Source organism: Niallia sp. FSL W8-0954, from assembly GCF_038005605.1.
Lineage (GTDB): Bacteria > Bacillota > Bacilli > Bacillales > Cytobacillaceae > Niallia > Niallia circulans_A.
Map to the genome: position 1 here is coordinate 3,990,511 of NZ_JBBOTN010000001.1, position 17,154 is coordinate 4,007,664.

Annotated in this window: 15 protein-coding genes; 2 read left to right on the forward strand and 13 right to left on the reverse strand. The window is 35.9% G+C overall.

The features are described from left to right. Positions 1-28: 28 nt before the first annotated feature. The 5 genes from NX902_RS19695 to NX902_RS19715 all read right to left on the reverse strand — a co-directional run bounded on the left by NX902_RS19695 (position 29) and on the right by NX902_RS19715 (position 4,762). On the reverse strand, positions 29-892 hold the full coding sequence (locus tag NX902_RS19695; protein WP_235850276.1) for a 6-phosphofructokinase: 864 nt from the start codon (positions 890-892) through the stop codon (positions 29-31). 236 nt (positions 893-1,128) lie between these two features. Beyond that, positions 1,129-1,575: a ribose 5-phosphate isomerase B gene (gene rpiB / locus NX902_RS19700; RefSeq protein WP_341123180.1), complete on the reverse strand. Its 447-nt coding sequence runs from the start codon at positions 1,573-1,575 to the stop codon at positions 1,129-1,131. Positions 1,576-1,905: 330 nt separating this feature from the next. Then, entirely contained in the window at positions 1,906-2,178 is a 273-nt protein-coding gene (locus tag NX902_RS19705; RefSeq protein WP_164464099.1) for a DUF3923 family protein, read from the reverse strand. Between the two features lie 563 nt (positions 2,179-2,741). Beyond that, a complete protein-coding gene (locus tag NX902_RS19710) occupies positions 2,742-3,581 on the reverse strand; it encodes an aldo/keto reductase (protein ID WP_123258223.1) in 840 nt (279 codons plus the stop codon). Further along, positions 3,578-4,762 carry an MFS transporter gene (locus NX902_RS19715; protein WP_095330381.1) on the reverse strand — a complete coding sequence of 395 codons (1,185 nt, stop codon included), beginning with the start codon at positions 4,760-4,762 and terminating at the stop codon, positions 3,578-3,580. The genes NX902_RS19710 and NX902_RS19715 overlap by 4 nt, the downstream gene beginning before the upstream one ends. Positions 4,763-4,957: 195 nt before the next feature. On the opposite strand from NX902_RS19715, the gene NX902_RS19720 reads away from it, so the two are divergent. Beyond that, positions 4,958-5,320 (forward strand): winged helix-turn-helix transcriptional regulator, encoded by a 363-nt coding sequence (locus tag NX902_RS19720; protein WP_047943915.1) that lies wholly within the window; start codon positions 4,958-4,960, stop codon positions 5,318-5,320. Positions 5,321-5,662: 342 nt separating this feature from the next. Here NX902_RS19720 and NX902_RS19725 read toward each other — a convergent pair whose 3' ends face one another. Next, on the reverse strand, positions 5,663-7,084 hold the full coding sequence (locus NX902_RS19725) for a S41 family peptidase (protein WP_095330380.1): 1,422 nt from the start codon (positions 7,082-7,084) through the stop codon (positions 5,663-5,665). 155 nt (positions 7,085-7,239) lie between these two features. On the opposite strand from NX902_RS19725, the gene NX902_RS19730 reads away from it, so the two are divergent. Further along, entirely contained in the window at positions 7,240-8,067 is an 828-nt protein-coding gene (locus NX902_RS19730; protein ID WP_095330310.1) for a manganese catalase family protein, read from the forward strand. Between the two features lie 102 nt (positions 8,068-8,169). Here NX902_RS19730 and NX902_RS19735 read toward each other — a convergent pair whose 3' ends face one another. From NX902_RS19735 to bacA, 7 genes are all read right to left on the reverse strand, one after another. Next, the gene (locus NX902_RS19735) at positions 8,170-10,347 is read right to left on the reverse strand and encodes a heavy metal translocating P-type ATPase (RefSeq protein WP_095330379.1); all 2,178 of its coding nucleotides are present in this window, start codon (positions 10,345-10,347) and stop codon (positions 8,170-8,172) included. Between the two features lie 294 nt (positions 10,348-10,641). After that, complete coding sequence (locus tag NX902_RS19740) at positions 10,642-10,980, reverse strand: ArsR/SmtB family transcription factor (protein WP_095330309.1); 339 nt, start codon at positions 10,978-10,980, stop codon at positions 10,642-10,644. A 217-nt stretch (positions 10,981-11,197) separates the two neighbouring features. Continuing rightward, positions 11,198-12,598 carry a murein hydrolase activator EnvC family protein gene (locus NX902_RS19745; protein ID WP_095330308.1) on the reverse strand — a complete coding sequence of 467 codons (1,401 nt, stop codon included), beginning with the start codon at positions 12,596-12,598 and terminating at the stop codon, positions 11,198-11,200. A 216-nt stretch (positions 12,599-12,814) separates the two neighbouring features. After that, positions 12,815-13,708: a permease-like cell division protein FtsX gene (ftsX, locus tag NX902_RS19750; RefSeq protein WP_095330307.1), complete on the reverse strand. Its 894-nt coding sequence runs from the start codon at positions 13,706-13,708 to the stop codon at positions 12,815-12,817. Beyond that, positions 13,698-14,384, reverse strand: coding sequence for a cell division ATP-binding protein FtsE (ftsE, locus tag NX902_RS19755; RefSeq protein ID WP_047943910.1), 687 nt, complete (start codon positions 14,382-14,384; stop codon positions 13,698-13,700). The genes ftsX and ftsE overlap by 11 nt, the downstream gene beginning before the upstream one ends. 672 nt (positions 14,385-15,056) lie before the next feature. Then, entirely contained in the window at positions 15,057-15,875 is an 819-nt protein-coding gene (locus NX902_RS19760) for a YitT family protein (protein WP_095330306.1), read from the reverse strand. Between the two features lie 380 nt (positions 15,876-16,255). Next, positions 16,256-17,056 (reverse strand): undecaprenyl-diphosphate phosphatase, encoded by an 801-nt coding sequence (bacA, locus tag NX902_RS19765; RefSeq protein WP_123258224.1) that lies wholly within the window; start codon positions 17,054-17,056, stop codon positions 16,256-16,258. Positions 17,057-17,154 lie beyond the last annotated feature (98 nt).

Here is a 17,154-nt window from a genome sequence, read left to right on the forward strand (position 1 = left end):
AAAGAGTTTATTTCTTTTGGCTTAGCGTTTATTTAAATTGAATTCCATCCTTTTGAACGGTGAGTTCACCTGTTAAGCAATTATTCTTTATCCATCGCAAGACTTCATCCGCAAGTTCATTTGCTAGGATTCGATCGATGGCTGTTGGGTTTACTCCCATACATAATGCTTCGTCAATTTCTGTATATTTCCAATCTACCTCTAGCTTACTAATAACTGAATTTTCGATTACCTCTTGTAAAGCTTGGCTATATATTAGAACATTAGATGTTTTTGTATATGTATAGCTTTTCTTTATCGCATCACATAAAGTGGTAATTTCCTCTTCCTCGTAATCTACTGCTAAATAGTTACCATCCACCGCAAGAGAGATATCCTGCAGCATATTAGTCGATGGGTTACCCTCTATCGAAAAACCAAATAATCTTGGCTTATCATATTTAAGAGAATGAATGGTATCTTGAACCTTTAACACATTCTGAGTAATACTGTTCAGTGCGGTATCATATCCTAGAGTCCAATCATTTCCTTTAATATTATTATAGACGGAAACTGGGACAAATAATGTACGTAGCGCTTCTTTATCAGCTATAGAAGTTTGCCATATTTCTTTTGCCTGCGCATCCCCCAATACAACAGTCATATCCATTGGAGCAAATGTTTGTTCCCATAGATTATTTACTGGTGCAGCGCTTACCTTTAAGATAGTATGGCTTAAGTATGGTGAATCACTCACTTCTTTTATCTCTGTATAATTGACTTCACCGGACTTTCTATCTATTTCCATTCCAAATAGTTGATGCTTAGAAGATAACTCTTCATATAAGCGATGAAGAATTTGCTTTACTCCCGAAGGCAAACAACCTAAGACAATTACACCAACCTTCAACACCTTACCCCCTAACCTTTACAAGCTATTAAGTAACTAATAATATACAGAAAAATGTACATACTTATTGAAGAAAAAGGACCAATTTCCCTTTTCTTCTCCGTGATATATTTTTCCAAACTCATTATAGCATACAACTTACCAAGAATAAACCATACATATTTAGTATAACCTATTAATAGTACGTACAAGTTATAATATGTTTCATTTAACAAATCCGAGGTTAATTTGTCCTACTATTAACAATAATATGATTCTAATTCTTTAATTCCACTGATACGCTTTTCATGTCTGCCGCCTAAAAATTCTGCATTTAACCAAGTATCTACTATTAAACACGCTAGTCCTTCCCCAGTCACTCTTTCTCCTAAACAAAGAATATTGCTATCATTATGCTCTCTTGTTGCCTTTGCTGAGAAGACATCACCAACAACCGCTGCACGAATTCCAGTGATTTTATTGGCAGCAATACTCATGCCTATTCCTGTTCCACAGCATAAAATACCTAGTTGGTTTTCACCATTCACAATCGATGCACCAACACTTTTTGCATAATCTGGAAAATCCACACTTTCTCTACTATGACAGCCAAAATCTTTTACTTCCATCCCCGCATTATGAAGATGGGCTTTTACTGCTTCCTTTAACTGATATCCACCATGATCACTGGCTATTGCAATTTTCATAAACTCATCCTTTCTAGATAAGATGGTTCTATTTCAGATGTATTCTAACATAAAAACTATTATTTGTATTCGGTTGCATGTGAAAACTTTATTAATTTTCAACCACAAACAAATGGGAATAAGATCTATACCTAAACAATTCCCAGACCATATAGAAATTTGTGTGATAACATACTTTAGTCCAACCCAATGTATTTAGTAATATTTAAAAACAAACAAAGAACGATGAATTTTAAAATTCTCTCGTTCTTTGTTTGGATGTTTTCTTGTGAACTAAATATATTAGTTTACAAGAAAGCATTACAATTATTTATTCATAGGATAGCTGAACTAAGAATGTCTTGTTCTTTTGTGAATAAAATAAAACCAAATTAATTGGACTATAAGGATAAATACAAATGGAACGGCCAAAATTATAAATGTAATAATTCTGATTTCAGGAGTTTGCACAGCCCCTGATCCATCTATTTGCCTTGTTGCGATGATAATCGATAGTATTGAAAAAACGACTACCCAAAAAACATTTGCAATCCACCAGAGTTTCACCTTTTTTCTCCTTCCTTCATTACTAATTTCTGCACAAATTGTATTACGGTAATTCAAGAGAAAAGGTTACATTTTTTTGATTTCCACCCTAATTTTAGAATATAAGTAATTGATATAATGACTTATTAACTGTTATTATTACTAATTTGGCTGCGAACTTATTTGTATGCTTATTCAGATGTTTTCAAAAGTGGCTGGACAAAACAAAATATATAATGAATAAGACAAACAATCTCTAATTTAATGGTGAAACCAATTCGTTCCATTTCACTCCGTTTTTAAAGATTATTTAGTTTTTCAGCAAACTAAAATTACTAGAAAAAAACAGAGCAGCCTGAATACACATAGACTCCTACGGGAGCTGCGAGAAAGTCCAAGGACCCGCAGGAACGTAGTGACGAGGAGGCTTGGCGCTCGCCTCAAGGAAAGCGAAGTGTATTCAGGCTGCGGGTGATTACCACAAACCTTCTTTCTTAAATTTAATTAACCCCGAACAATTATACGAATTTTTTTAGTGTGTACGTATAATTGTTCGGGGCTATATTTGATTGAAATACTTATGTCCCACCCTTTCGTACTACTTTTATTTGTTTCTTTTCCGAAACGGGATTAATGCTCCATTAAAAATCGAAATTATCTGGATCAGGACCAACTCGTTGATCCAAATTTAAGGCATCAATTTGTGCCATTTCTTCTTTTGATAACGTGAAATCAAAAACATTTCCATTTTCGATGATACGGTGCTCTTTAACGGATTTAGGAATCGTAATAATTCCATTTTGCAAGTCCCAACGAATAATTACTTGTGCAACAGATTTCTGATGTTTTGCAGCTATTTCCACTAATTCCGGCTGATCGAATAATTGTCCTTGCATTAATGGAGACCATGCTTCCACCTGTATGCCTTGCTCTTGGCAATACGCTATTAATTCTTTTTGTGTAAGTCTTGGATGCAATTCAATTTGATTAATCATTGGTTTCATTTCCGCATCTTTCATCAGGTCTTCTAAATGATGGATTTGAAAATTACTTACTCCAATTGCTTTTACCCTGCCTTGTTTATATAGTGTTTCTAACGCTTTCCATGCGTCTTTATATTTTCCTTCTTTTGGCCAGTGAATAAGATATAAATCTAAATAATCGAGTCCGAGCTTTTCTAAGCTTACTTCATATGCCTTTATTGTTTCTTCATATCCTAAATCATCTGTCCATACTTTTGAGGTAATAAACAAATCATCTCTTGTAATGCCTGCTTCTTTCATACCCCTCTTTATGCCTTCGCCAACCCCTGCTTCATTAGCATAAATAGCCGCTGTATCAATACTACGGTAGCCATTCTTAATTGCAGAGCTTACAGCATCCACAAGCACTTGCCCTTCCTCCACTTTAAATACTCCTAATCCTAGCCAAGGCATTTTGATTCCGTTTGTTAGTTGAATTGTATCTTGTAAGTTTTTCATCGTGTTATTACTCCTTTTTGCAATGAATTTTTTTCTAAAATTAAACTGAAACCAGTCAGGATAATAGCGGCAATAACCATAATTCCGCCTACCCATGAAGTATGGATAAGCCCCAATGAATTGGTCACTATTCCTCCCAAGTAAGAACCGATTGCTATTCCTGCGTTAAAAGCTGCAATATTAACAGCAGAGGCTACATCTACTGCACTTGGTACATAGCGTTCTGCTAGCATTACTACATAAACCTGCAGCCCTGGAACATTCATGAATGCTAATAAGCCCATGAAAAGAATACTTATTAAGCCAATTACCTTAAATGGAAGGGTAAAGGACAAAACAAATAGGATAATAGCTTGGATAATAAACATAAAAAATAATGCCCGAAGCGGGTTTTTGTTGGATAGCTTGCCGCCAATCATATTACCTATGGCAATTGCTACACCATACAATAGTAAAATCCCAGCAACTGTATTTTGCTGAAAGCCAGTTACTTCATGCAGTAATGGAGAAAGATACGTGAAAACAACAAATGTTCCTCCATAGCCTAATGCTGTAATTAAAAAAAGCATTAATAGTCGTGGATTTGTAACTAACTGCAACTGATCTTTAAAGGTTGCTCGGCCTCCTTTAGATAAGTTACTTGGCACAAGCAAACTATTGGCGATAAACGCTATGATTCCAATAATAACAATGGTGATAAATGCTAATCTCCAGCCAAAGTGCTGACCGATAAATGTCCCAAAGGGAACTCCTGTTACAGTGGCAACCGTTAATCCGGAGAACATGATAGAGATAGCACTTGCTCTTTTTTCTTTCGCTACTAAATCTGCTGCTATCGTGGAACCAATCGACATAAATATACCGTGAGCAAAAGCTGATACAATACGTGCAATCAGTAAAATAGTGATATTTGGAGCAATTGCAGCCATACTATTACCAATAATAAAAACAATCATGATCCACAATAATAAAGATTTTCGTGAAATATTAGAGGTAATGGCTGTCAAAACTGGAGCTCCGAATGTGACGCCCAGTGCATAAATAGAAACAGTTAATCCTGCTGTTGTAATCCCTACCCGAAAGTCATCGGCAATCAAAGGTAATAATCCAACGCTTATGAATTCAGTAGTACCAATAGCAAAAGCACTAACAGCCAAGGCTATTAACGCAAAAGTATTCATATTTTGCTTCAACTTCCTTTTCCTCCTCTTACATATATCGCTAACCACTAGTGGTATTTTTTGTAGTTTTGCATTTTAACCGGCAAGTGTTATTATGAATCATATAAGACAAATAGAAAAGTACGTACTTTTTTGTAATGTAGGAACTTAAAGGTAATATAGGTACAAAAAAGTTCCTATAAAATGGAGGTTATTATGGAAAATAAAAAATATAATATATCAGTTGAAGCCACTTTAGAAGTAATCGGCGGTAAATGGAAGTGTGTGATTTTGTGCCACTTAACACATGGCAAAAAAAGAACAAGTGAATTAAAACGATTAATGCCAAATATTACGCAAAAAATGCTTACACAACAATTAAGAGAATTAGAAGAAGATGGTGTTATTAATCGCATAATCTATCAACAAATACCACCGAAAGTAGAATATGAATTAAGTGACTATGGAAAAAGTTTAGAGCCTATTTTAAATGCACTTTGTGAATGGGGAGATACTCATATCACAAAAATATACGGAGATAAGAACTTAATGCTGGAAGATAGTGTGTTAAATAAATAAAACATTATAGAGAGTGGACAAAGATGAACATCTTCTAATTTAGCTAGAAACCCCTTTTTTCCATTGCGCTGCAGCACCGGAGAGCAAGTTTTAGAACACAGTATCTTTAGGTGTAGAAGACAGGCTATATTATGAACCTACATTATCATCATGGACAATGCAGTGATAATGAAGCTTAGGTGCAGCCCCTGGAAGGCGAAGCGTATTCAGTCTGCGGGTGATGTCCACAAACCTTCTTTCTTTAAATAAAATAAGCCGAACAATTATCCGATATACCTAATAGTATCTTCGTATAATTGTTCGGCTTTATATTTGGCTGAAATCCTTGTGTACCACGTTTTATTAATGAACTAAATAGCGGATAGCTGTTTGTAATTGAATATCGTTTTCGTCTTTTTGTTTTTCTGTTCTAACAGCTTCCTCCAGCTTTGCAGCTGTTTTTCCATCTATTACACCAGTAACCTCCAGTGCATTTTTGCTTTGGAATGCTCTTACAGCTACTTCTGTTTGCGGACTATAATAGCCATCTTGCCTATCTGTTGTAAATCCTAAGCTTGTTAAAATTTCTTGTGCGTATTGAACCTGCTCATCATTATCCTCCAGCTTAAGTGAATCTACAATCTGCAAAGGATGGGTATGATATAAGTCCGTTTGCTCGACATCGATAGTGGGTTTTATTCCTTGTTTATGAATCCAATTTCCATCAGGAGTAAGCCATTTAGAAACTGTTAATTTGATTTCACTGCCATCATCCATTAATATAGGCTGTTGGACGGTTCCCTTTCCAAATGAATTTTCGCCAATTAGCGGATAACCAGCTCCCTCTTTTAAGGCAGCAGCTAAAATTTCGGACGCCGATGCACTTCCATTATCAATCAATACTACAACTGGATATTCCTTTTGTTTCTTCAAATCAGAATAAAACTGTTCACGATCTCCATTTCGATTCTCTACTTGCACATAAGGTTTTTTATTTGTTAAAAATTGTTCTACGATCGCATTTACACTTGTTAGCAAGCCACCAGGATTACCACGTACGTCTAAAATTAGACTTGAAATGCCATTCTTCTCTAATTTGTTTAATTCCTTTTCAAACTCACTTGCAGTATCTTTAGAAAATGATGTAATTTCTATATAACCAATCTTTTCTCCGCCATCTTTTTTGATATCAGAATAAACTGTTATTTGGGGTACTTCATCGCGGACAATTTCCATTTTTAATGGTTTATCGACTGTTGCTCGCTTTATTTCTAATTCTACCTTTGATCCTTTTTCCCCTCTGATTTGGCCGATAACATCATTAAGATCTTTTCCTTCTACATTTTCTCCATTTACCGAAATGATTTGATCTTGAGCTTTAATACCTGCTTTTTCTGCTGGAGATCCTTTTATTGGTGATACTATGATCATTTTATCCTCCTCTATACTAATTTCTGCACCAATTCCTTCAAAAGAAGAATCAAGAGCTTGTTCAAATTGCTTGGCAGCTTCTTGATCCATGTAAACAGAGTATGGATCCTCCAATGTAGCCAGCATCCCTCTTATTGCACCATCTTCTAACTTTTGCTTGTCTACATTTTCCACATAGTTTTGCAAGATTATTTGATAGGCTTTATCCAATTTATCAAGCGAACCAGCCTCCATTGTTTGATTATTTAATTGTTCCTCCTGTCTTTTTTCTAACATATTTATTCCTATATAAGTCATTCCTGATCCTGCTAATAAGGAGCCTGCCATATAAATAGCCAACCACTTCCGATTCATTGCAATCGTCCCTTCTTCTACCACGATATATTTATCCTTTTTTATGTATATGAAGGGCTCGGACAACTTATGATTGAAACTATTTTTTAAACAGGACACGTACCTATAAAGAAAGCTTGCATAGTATATAGAGTATTTTATGAGGAGGGGAACCAATGTTTTTTCACATTAAAGAGCTAGCCTATGAAGCAAAACCGGAGAGACCCGATCCAGTTTTCGCGAAAAAAATACAAGAACTAATTGGTGGACAATTTGGAGAAATGTCCGTTATGAATCAATATTTATTTCAAGCTTGGGGAACAAGAAAAAATGATAAATATCGTGATTTATTATTAGATACGGGAACAGAAGAAATTGGTCATATTGAATTATTATCAACCATGGTGGCAAGATTATTAGATGATGCGCCCGTTACCGAGCTTGAAACAGCAGCTGCAACAAATCCAGCAATGGCTGCTATTATTGGGGGAATGAACCCGCAGCATGCGATTGTTTCAGGACTTGCCGCAATGCCCAAAGATAGCGTAGGGGTACCTTGGAATGGAGGTTATGTAGCTGCAAGTGGAAATCTACTAGCAGATATGCGCGCAAATTTAAATGCAGAATCGCAAGGTAGACTTCAAGCAGTCCGGTTGTTTGAGCAAACCGATGATCGAGGCATAAAAGATATGTTATCATTTCTAATCGCCCGTGACACGATGCATCAAAACCAATGGCTTGCCGCAATTTACGAATTAGAGCAAAAAGAAGGCGTAGTTGTACCAAGCACTTTCCCTAGACATTTAGAAAAGACAGAAGTATCTTATCTCTTTCTTAATCATTCGATGGGAGACGAAAGCAGTAAGGGGAGATGGGCATCTGGACCAAGCATGGATGGCATGGGGACATTCCAATATGTCCGAGATGTACCACCATTTGGTTCTGCACCTAAATTAAAGCCTGCTCCTCCAGCTGAACATAATACTCCTCCTAATCTTAAATAGGAGACAATTTCATTCATAAAAAAAACGGAGCCAGTCGTAAACACTAGCTCCGTTTTTCCTTGAAGTAGAATAAATGCAATTCTTCTCTCCGAAATCCTCTCTTTATATCCCTTTCACTTGCAATACTCTCATTGCATTAAGAACGGCAAGTACAGTAACACCTACATCTGAGAAAACTGCTTCCCACATCGTTGCAATCCCAAATGCACCTAGAAGGAGAAAGATTGCTTTAACTCCTAGTGCAAATATTATGTTCTGCCAGACGATTCGACGTGTACGTTTTGCAACAGAGAGTGCAGTGGCTATCTTAGAAGGCTCATCTGTCATAAGGACGATATCTGCTGCCTCTATTGCTGCATCAGCACCTAAACCTCCCATTGCCATTCCCACATCTGCTCTTGCTAAAACAGGGGTATCATTAATACCGTCTCCAATAAAGAGAATTTTTTCCTTTGCTTGCTTATGCTGATCAAGCTTTTCGATTTCTTCTACTTTATGCTGTGGCAATAATTCTGCATGAACTTCATCTATTTTTAAAAGAGACCCAATCTTCGCGCCAACCTTTTGAGCATCACCAGTTAACATCACTGTTTTCTTAATTCCTTGCTCTTTTAGTAGTTGAATAGCTTTCTCTGCATCTTCTTTTATCTGATCAGAAATAACAATAGAACCGATGAACTCTTGATCTGCTGCCACATAAATAACTGTTCCGACTTCTTCGTTTGGTAAATAATTGATATTTTCTTTGATCATTAATTTTTGATTACCAGCTAACACTTTTTTTCCATCTAGCTCAACCAAAATTCCATGACCCGATAATTCTTGATATTCTCCTATGCGTTCCTCTATGATCTGTCTTTGATATGCTTTGCGAATGGATTCAGCAATTGGATGATTAGAATGCACTTCTGCATATGCTGCATATTCCAGCACTTCTTCTTCTGCAATTCTAGGTGCTGGGTGAATGGAGTCTACTTCAAATACTCCTTTTGTTAAAGTACCAGTTTTATCAAAAACCACATACTTCACATCATTTAAAGCTTCTAAATAATTGCTTCCTTTTACTAAAATTCCTTTTTTAGAAGCTGCGCCAATTCCGCCAAAGAATCCTAATGGAATCGAAACAACAAGCGCACAAGGACAAGAGATAACAAGAAAGACAAGGGCTCGATACAGCCAGTCTGAGAAAGTAGCACCACTTATTAAGAGAGGTGGTACGATAGCTAATAATGCAGCTGTTATTACAACTACCGGCGTATAATATCTTGCAAATTTAGTAATAAAATTTTCGGTAGGCGCTTTGCGGTTACTGGCATTTTGAACAAGCTCCAGTATTTTCGTAACAGTTGATTCTCCAAAGTCCTTTGTCACTTCGATTGTTAATAAACCATGATTATTAATATAACCACTAAGTACCTCATTGCCAATTTCTATATCTCGCGGAATGGACTCTCCTGTTAAAGCGGATGTATCAACAGAAGAGCTTCCTTCTATCACTCGCCCATCAAGCGGGATTTTCTCTCCAGGCTTCACAATAATAATATCGCCAATGTTCACTTGCTCTGGAGATAGCTTCTTCAGTTCAGATCCATCTTTTACATTGGCATAGTCTGGTCGTATATCCATTAAGCTAGTAATCGATTTTCTAGAACGATTGACAGCTATCCCTTGAAATAACTCGCCTATTTGATAAAAAAGCATAACAGCTACTCCTTCAGGATATTCCTGAATGGCAAAGGCTCCTAATGTAGCGATAGACATCAGAAAATGCTCATCAAATATTTGCCCACGTAAAATATTTTTTATCGCTCTAAATAAAATGTCTCCTCCAACAATTAAATAGGCCAAAAAGAAAAGAGCGAATTCCATTATTCCGGTTAAAGGAGCAAAAAATCCAATTGCTGCAACAAATGTTCCCGCTACTAATCTTCCAACTAATCTCTTTATATTCTCTGTACCATGGTCATGGGAATGCTCATGACCATGACCATGTTCGTGATGATGCGAATGATCAGGAGATGGAGAAGTAGCCTTTTTCCTCTTTTCTACCATCTTCACATGTGGTTCTAGTCTTGAAATTGTTTTTTCCGCTTTTGCTAAAATACTCTTTTCTTCTATTTCATCCACCTGTAATTGTAATGTTTGTGTAGCAAAGTTAACCGTGCATTCTCTAACTCCATTAATGGATGCTATTCCATTTTCTATTTTCATTGCACAATTTGCACAATCTAAGCCTTCTAATATAAATTCTTTTTTCCGTAGCTGCTTCTCTTCCTCCATTTCTTTCCCTACTTTCTTTAAATTTAATTTATTATACACAATTGCTTCCACTCTTAATATATGAACAATTATTCATATACTCATATTTATATTATATGAATAGTCTAATAAAAGTGTCAATCTATTTTCTGATTTTTTATAAAAAAACCATTCAAATCTAGAGCAAAAAACCTCTAATCTGCAACGGCTATAAAAACACCCCTAAATCGTTAGATTTGATGTCTAACAATTTAGGGGCAGTACAGCATCTATCTATTATATAGAAGCATCTACAGTCTAGATAATTGGTATTTTTTAATGATGTCTTGCGTGATCAATCATTTGTTTTAACACGCCCATTACATGCTCATCATCACAAGAATAAATCATCGTAGTTCCTTCGCGCTTATATTTAACTAAGCGCAAATTCTTAAGGAAGCGAAGCTGATGAGAAACCGTGGATTGGAGCATACTTAGGCTTTCCGCTATTTCATTAACAGAATGTTGTTTTTTTGATAATAGATGGAGAATTTTTATTCTGGTAGGATCTGATAATGCTTTAAACGTTTGAGAAACAATAAATAATGTTTCTTCATCCAATTCAGACTTATTTATGGGATTCATTGATTCCTTTTTCTCATTAAATTCGCTCATCTCTATTCTTACCCCTTCATTATTACAAACCTTTCCATCTATTATAGCATAGAAATGATTGCTTTCTGTAGTAACATGATTCTTGTTCAGCTCGGTTCTTACTACAAAAAACAATGGCGTTCATTTAATATGAACGCCATAAAGTCAGGTTATAGGAGAATAAAGAGATTATGTTTAACTCTCCTTATTTCGGATAAACTAATACTATACTAATCTATTACAATGGAACAATTCCAACTGGGTTAATAGCATTTGATTTCGCTTGATTCCATGGTCCTTTATGCAATTCGAAATGTAAATGCTGACCAGTAGAATCACCTGTATTACCCATTGTACCGATTTGTTGTCCTTTGGAAACGACATCGCCAGCATTTACTAAACGACTGCCTTCTCTCATATGTGCATACACGGTTGTGTATTGTTGACCATTAATATAATGACTAATAAAAATAACTTGTCCATAACTGGTTGAAGGATATGATCTAATAACTACGCCATCAGCAGCTGCGTATATTGGAACTGTTCCAGTCGCTGCAATATCAACACCTGCATGGAAAGTACCCCAACGATGCCCTAGCCCTGAAGATAAATATCCTGCGCCTGCTGGTCGGGTAAAGCTGCCAGATGATACAGAAGTTTTTGGCTTGGATGCAGGAGAATTGCTTCCGCCATTAGATGAAGCAGTTGTCTTTGAAACTGCTTTGGAAGTAGCCTTTGTATTATTAGCCGCTTGTTTTTGTGCAGCCGCTCTTTCAGCCGCAGCCTTAGCTTCCTCTGCTTTTCGTTGTTTTTCTGCTTCTGCTGCTTGTCTTGCTAATTCAGCTTGTCTTTCCTTTTCTAACTTGATTGCTTTTTCCATCGCCACTTGTTGATCCTTCAATAACTGTTCTTCCTCTTCTAAAGAGAGCATTTCTGCATGAACGTGATTTTCTTCTTTTTCCAATTGAGCCATTAATTTATCTTTTTCTTTTTTCTCTGCGTTCAATTGAGAACTTAGTGATTCAAGATCAGCAAGCATTGTTTCAAGAGAGCTTAATTTTGACTTCAGCTCAGCTTTTGATTGTTCCAATAACTTTTTATCTGCTTCTTGTTCTTTAATGATTGTTTGATCCGCTTCTACGATTGTTGCTACTGCACCAACTCTATCAATGAAATCACTGATGCTTTGCGAACCCATTAACACATCTAGGTAATTAACCATACCACCCGTTTGTTGATAAGATCTTGCACGTTCCTTCAATAATTCATTTCTTTTTTCAATTCTTGCTTTTACTTCTTCAATTTGCTTCTCTAATTTTTTTACTTCTTCTTTCGTAGTGGAAATTTGTTCTTTTTTCTCTGTGATTTTCACTTGTGTACTAGAGATAGAAGTATTTATTCTTTTAATCTCTGTTTCTACTGAATCTTGTTGGGAATGGATATCACCTAATTTATTGGATGAATCATCTAGTTTTTTCTTTACGTTGCTATGCTTATTCTCAAGATTACTTTTTTCCTTATTCAATTCACTGAGTGAACCTTGGGCAGATACTGGTGATGCCGTAATAGATGTATATGCGATCATACTACTTACACTTAGTGTAGATACAAGTGTTAATTTTGCTAGTTTCTTTTTCATTTAGTACAAGCTCCTCCCCCGTATACCAATCGTTAAAATTGGTAAACCTGATGTTTTCTCTCTTTTTATAAGTTTTATTTCTTTAATCCCACGTCTAAACAATTGCCAATACATCTCTTTAAAGTAGCATTTTTTCCAATATAATAGCTTGAAGCACTGTAGTTCTCGCTCTTCAAGCTATTGACCATAAGACTAATTTATTTATCGACGACTACTTTACACTCTTAAAAACTTGCGGATACTCATTACGGAACCCCATATTCCAATCACCGCTCCCATTACTAGGAGTAACGTAGATACTTGGAATACAAATGGAGTATAATCCAAAATTTTAATATAGCTTCCTGCTAATTTTGCTTTTAAGAACTGATATGCATAGTAATATATTGCGCTAACCGCAGCTATCGGAATAATCGACCCTAAGAGGCCCAGCCACATACCTTCTAAGAAAAATGGCCAGCGAATAAACCAGTTAGTCGCTCCGACTAAACGCATAATTTCAATTTCTTTTCTTCTTGCTACAATCGTAATCTTAATTGTATTAGAGATTAGGAACATCGCTGTAAATAGCAAACCAATAATCAGGACAATTCCTACGTTTCTACTCATATTGATTGCGCTAAACAGCTTTTCAACCGTTCCTTGTCCATACCTTACTTTTGCAACATGTTCAAATTTCTCAATCTTCTTTACTACAGCTAATGTATCCTCTGGATCTTTCGTTTTCACCACAAATACGTCGTTCAACGGATTATCCTGTTCAAAGAGTTTAAAGGCATCCCCATCTTCTCCAAGACTGGTGATTAAGTTGTTCAATTCTTCTCCTTTAGGCGAGAAAATAACACTACCAACTTCAGGAATCGCCTTAATTTCTTCTTCTAGAGCGTTTTTTTCTTCTTTCGTTGCTGCCACATCAATATGCACTCTGATCTCTACATTTTCTTCAAGGGAAGTCGCTACATGATTTAAATTCATCATAATAACGAAAAATACACCAACAAGGATTAATGTGATCGTTACTGCGCTGACAGAGGCAAATGTCATCCAACCATTACGAAGAAGGCTTTTAAAACTTTCTCTTGTATGTCTCGCTACTGTTCTAGCCTTCATAGCCGTATTCACCTCTCGTTTCGTCCCTTACAATTCTGCCGCCCTCAATAGCAATAACACGATGCTTAATCGTATTAACAATTTCACGATTATGTGTTGCCATTACAATGGTTGTTCCTCTATTATTTATCGTTTCAAAAATATTCATAATATCCCATGATGTCTCGGGATCCAGATTACCTGTAGGCTCATCTGCAATTACTAGTTTCGGAGAATTAACGATCGAGCGCGCAAGCGAAACACGCTGCTGCTCTCCTCCAGATAATTCTGTTGGCAGCATTCTTGCCTTATGCTTTAATCCAACTAGCTCTAAAGTATCCATGACTTTTTTCTTTATATTTTTTGGGTTTTCTTCAATAACTTCTAATGCAAAAGCCACATTTTCAAATACAGTTAACGTAGGAAGGAGTTTGAAATCCTGAAAGACAACTCCCATGTTTCTTCTTAATAACGGAACTTTCTTATCTTTTAATTTTTCTAAATTAATACCATTTATTCGGATACTTCCTTGAGTGGGCTTTTCCTCACGATACATCATTTTTATGAATGTAGACTTCCCCGCACCACTTGGTCCTACTACATAAACAAATTCACCTTGATTAATCCTAACATTTATTCCATTAGCGGCTATTACACCGTTCGCATACTTCTTCATTACATTTTTCATTTCTATCATCTATTATCACACCTGAATTATTTTTTGTATGGATTATTGAAAAGCGAAGAAGGTACATATGAGTTTGAAAACATAAACGAATCACTGAAGAGTTATGGTAGAAGTGATTTGGTTTATGAATTTATCCTCTAGCAATAAGCTTTATTTCTTTCACTTATTCCTTCCACTCTTCCATATGATTCAAAAACCAAAATTCGACAAGTTTCAACCGACTAAAAATGACAATCTGCAAATAGTTGCAGGTTGTTACTTTTCTTACTTAAATTATTATAGCATCATAATACGACAAATTAATGTAAAAAATTATTACATTTTCTTTTCAAACATAACATAAAGTACTATCAATTTCATCATATGCCAACAATTCCTATTATTATAGTACTACAAATCGACCTATTTCCCCTTTATTTCTGTAATTTTTCTTGATAAATAGTAATATATACCTAAAAAATATACTGGGTATATCCAGTATTTACATAATGAAAGGGGGCGTTTTAGGTGTCCAAAAAAGTTCATAGAATTAATTTCATCTGCATTATAGGAGTTAAAAAGAAAATTCGACAAAAACAGGCTAGCTTTTTTTCCTATTTCTGTTAAAACCCACAAAAAAATATCTTTTTTAGTCCAATTCCCATTTCACGAATCAACTCTAAAAAAGATACTCTCATTAATTTATTTAAATCCTCTACCAAGAACCTCTGAAGCATCTGTTACAACAACAAAAGCTGTTTCATCGATTGATTGCACTAATTGCTTAAGCTTGATAAATTGGGATTGGTCTACGACACACATTAAAACAGGTCTTTCTGAATCTGTATAACCACCATGCGCTGTTAATCTTGTTACACCACGGTCAATCTTATTTAAAATCCCTTCTCTTACTTCCTCTTGCTTATCTGTAATGATTAAAGTCATTTTGGAACTGCCAAAGCCCACTTGAACAAAATCGATGGTTTTGCTCGTTACAAATAGGGCAATTAAAGCATATAAACCTTGTTCAATACTGAAGACGATAGAAGCGGTGATGACGATTACGCCATCGATCATAGCTACACATTTCCCTAACGAAATGCCTGTATATTTGTTGATAATTTGTGCGGCTAAATCTGTGCCGCCAGTAGATGCCTTGCCTCGAAAAACAATGCCAATTCCTAGGCCAATACCAATGCCCCCATATATCGCAGCTAATAATGGTTCATTGGTCCATGGCTCCAATCCTCTAGAGAGATACACAACAAATGGCAAGAATACGGTACCTATTAATGTTTTCACTCCAAAGTTTCTTCCTAATAATACAACCCCTAAAACAAATAAAGGAATATTAAGGGCCCACTGAACATAGGCTGGCTCCCAATGAAATACCGCCTTCGTAATAGTACTTATTCCACTTACTCCGCCAGATGCAATATTATTAGGTAATAAAAATAAATTAAAGGATAAAGCGACAAAAGCCGACCCTATTAGCACATAAATATATTCGCGCCATTTCATTTTTTTACACCTCTATTTTTTTGTCAGTTTATGTCATATTTTCACGGTGTTCTTATTCGACATCTTTATTAATGATAAAGAGTATAATCCAGAATATGACATGGTTTTAATATCAGCTTATTCTATAGAAAAAATCCACATGAAAAAGAGGAAGCGATGTACCTTTCCCCAGTTTTATGCTTCTAAAAAACAAAATGATTCTTCCAAGCAGAGAGTATATCATCTATTATTTGAAGTGTAAATGGTGGCAAATTAGCGTGGTAAAGCAGTGAAATAACGGGAATCATCTTCAGACGGGTTCGTTATTTTCCGTATTTATGGAAAGTTGGGATAGAATATAGGACCTCACATCAAATGTATGCGAGGTCTTTCTTTCAAGCTTATAAAATAAAAATCCAAAAGAGGAAGGCAAGTACAAAACGATAGTAGGCAAAAGGAGCAAGTTTAATTTTATTGATTAGTTTTAAGAAGAATTTGATCGCTAATAATGCAACAACAAAGGCGGTGATAAATCCAGTCAAGAAAAGAGGAAGATCCTGTGGGGATAAATAATTCCAGCTTTCGAATAAGTCTTTTCCTGTCGCTGCTGCCATAATAGGAATGGCCATAATAAATGTAAATTCAGATGCTGCTTTATGGCTCATTCCAGCAAGAACCCCGCCAGATAAAGTCGCTCCAGAACGAGAAAACCCTGGTACTAATGCAAAACACTGAAACATTCCTACTGTAAAGGCTTGCCGATAAGTAACCTCATCAAGTGTTTCTGCTGTAGGCTTACGTGGCTTCCATTTCTCAGCTGCAAGCATCAGTAAGCCGCCAATTATAAGGGTTATCACGACCGTTCCTGACCGAAAAAGCACTTCCTTAATAAAATCATAGAACAGGATGCCACCTACCCCAAACGGGATAATGCCAATTGCGAGATGAAAAATACTTAATGTCCCAACATCCTCTTCTGTCTGCCATTTTTTCATTCCAAGAATACTTAAAATCCGTCTCCAAAATACAAATACAACGGCAAGAATGCTTCCTAGCTGAATAATAATCTCAAATGTTTTTGCTTTTTCTCCTGTGAATTCCAGTAAATGTGCTACCAATATAAGATGTCCTGTTGATGAAACAGGTGCAAACTCGGTTAATCCTTCCACTATTCCTAATATAATAGCAATGATAATCTCCATGAAGCTCCTCCTATAAGAACAGTATGTGTAAAAGTGGCTATTAACGCCTGTCCATTTTAATATATTTTTTTACCTTCCTATCTAGAATCAAAAATAAA